Raw genomic sequence first — 2,234 nt, 5'->3', positions numbered from 1 at the left:
AGTTCAACCTGCCCGATGGCACGGTCGTCACCGCCCAGGAGATGCTGCGCAAGATCCAGGAAGCCAAAGCGGCCCAGCGGACCGAGCAACTCGCCGCCCCCGGCGCCCTGCCCGAGGCCGACCTGCAGACCTTGCTCGACGCCCTGCTGCTGCTGGGCGGCACCGCCAGCATCAACGCCGTCATGCAATGGCTGTCGCTGACCGGCCGCGAGCGCGCCAACGGCGAGACCTTCGACCACTACGCCACGCGCGATGGCCTGCAGGCCCTGGTCGCCCAGCGCCGTGCCGAGGGGCTGTACGGCAAGGGCACGCGCGTCTCATTGATCGATCACGTCGAGCGTCTGCAGACCTTGCTTGCCGCCCCCGGCCACGAGCGCTACTGGCGCCAGCGCCTGTGGCTGCTGGGCTCGGGCCGGGGCGACTGGCAGGACCCCATCGCCTGGGTCAACTTCCGCAGCCCCGAGGACATGCGCACGGTGCTGCGGCTGATGATCTTCTCGGGCATGCCCGCCGCCGAATTCCATGAACTGCTCGCCACCCGATTGCCGGAACTGAGCCCGCCGATGCTGGCCCTACAGGCCCTGATCGAGCCCTGGTGCCCCGGGCTGCTGGCGCAGATCGACCCGGATCTTCGAGATACCTTGCTGGGCCAGTTGCTGGACGTCCTGCCCGCCGGCCACCCGGTGCGTGCCGAGCTGCGCACCTGGCTGCAGGCCGGTACCGGCACGCTCAGCATTCCCATGCACGCCCGCCTGGCCGAGGCCGACATGCTGGCCCTGCAACTGGACAGCGCCGAGCAGCATCTGCGCGGCCTGGCCGGCCCGGGCGTCACGCTGCTGGCCGCCGCCCGCGCCCTCGTCGATGGCCGCTGGGCCGAGGCCAGCGCCGGCTTCGAGGCCGCCATCAAGGCCATCCACACCGCCAGCCGCAGCCGTCGCAACGCGCTGTCGCTGGACACCGCGCGCCTGTACCTGCTCAGCCTGCTGGCCCAGGACGACCCCAAGGCCTGGGCGCAGGCGCGCAAATACGCCATCGCCGAATCCGGCAGCCGCAGCCCCACCGCCTACGAGGCCTGGGGCCTGTGGGCCCACGGCATCGGCGTGCGGCTGGGCGAGGACAGTTTTCTGGAAGCCGCCTTCACGCCCCGCACGCCGGGCGATGCCGCGCCGGTGGACCGCCTGCTGCTCACCGCCTGGCTGGGCAAGCCAGCTCCCGGCTGGACGCCCCAGCTCGCACAGGCCGTGCTCGCCGGCCTCGGCCCAGAAGAAGCCTTGCTGGCCGACTATCTGAGCGCAGCCCTGCAGCGCCTGGAACTGGGCGGCACCGGGCCGGCCCGCGTTGCCAACTTCCTCGGCCAGCCGCGCCAGGCCTGGCAGGACGCCCTCGCGGCCATCGCCGCCCTCAGTGACGATGGCAAGCCCGCCGGCAGCGCCACCAAGCCTGAGCTGGCCTGGCAGCTCAAGCTCGACAACGCCGGCCGCGTGCACACGCTGGAGCCGCTGGAGATGAACCACGGCGCACGCGGCGGCCTCAAGTTCAAGGCCGTGACGCTGGCCAAGCTCAAGAAGCAAGGCGCCCAGCGCAGCCGCGACAACCTGGTGCTGCGCCACATCGAGCGCGACGCCTGGGCCGGTGTGCATGATCTGCGTCTGGACGTGAGCCAAGCCCTGGTCGCACTGATCGGCCATCCGCACCTGATGTTTGCCGACGCGCCGGGGCAGTGGGTGGAGCTCAGCGAGGGGCTGCCGGAGCTGGAGATTCGGCGGGTTGGCCAGGACGCCAAGGCCGCCTTCGAGTTCCACCTCCACCCGCCGCTGGTCGCTGCCGAGTCGCCGCATGCCGGCATGCTGCACGGCGCCCAGGCTGAGGCCGAACGCGAGCGCCGCAACACCCAGCGCGTGCTGCGCGAGGGGCCGAGCCGGGCGCGGCTGATCCGCATCACGCCCACCCAGCGCCGCGTGGCTGAGCTGGTCGCCCAGGGCTGGAAGGTACCGGCCAATGCCACGGCCGAACTCGGCGCTGCGCTGCAGGTGTTGACCGGCCATTTCCAGCTCCATTCCGACGCCGACGCCGGCCAGCGCGTGGCCGGCGACAGCCGCCTGCATGCCCGCCTCACGCCACAGGGCGAGGGCCTGTCGCTGCTGCTCGTGGCCCAACCCTTTGGCGACTTCGGCCCCGCCGTCACGCCGGGCCTGGGCCGCGCGCGACTGATGTGCCTGCACGAGGGCCTGAGC

Annotated in this window: 1 pseudogene; it reads left to right on the top strand. The window is 72.1% G+C overall.

The features are described from left to right. Positions 1-2,234: pseudogene (locus ACXJKR_RS30325) on the top strand (hypothetical protein); the annotation flags it as partial.

Source organism: Roseateles sp. P5_E11 (assembly GCF_054049355.1).
This window is presented reverse-complemented; position numbering and strand designations above follow the sequence as displayed.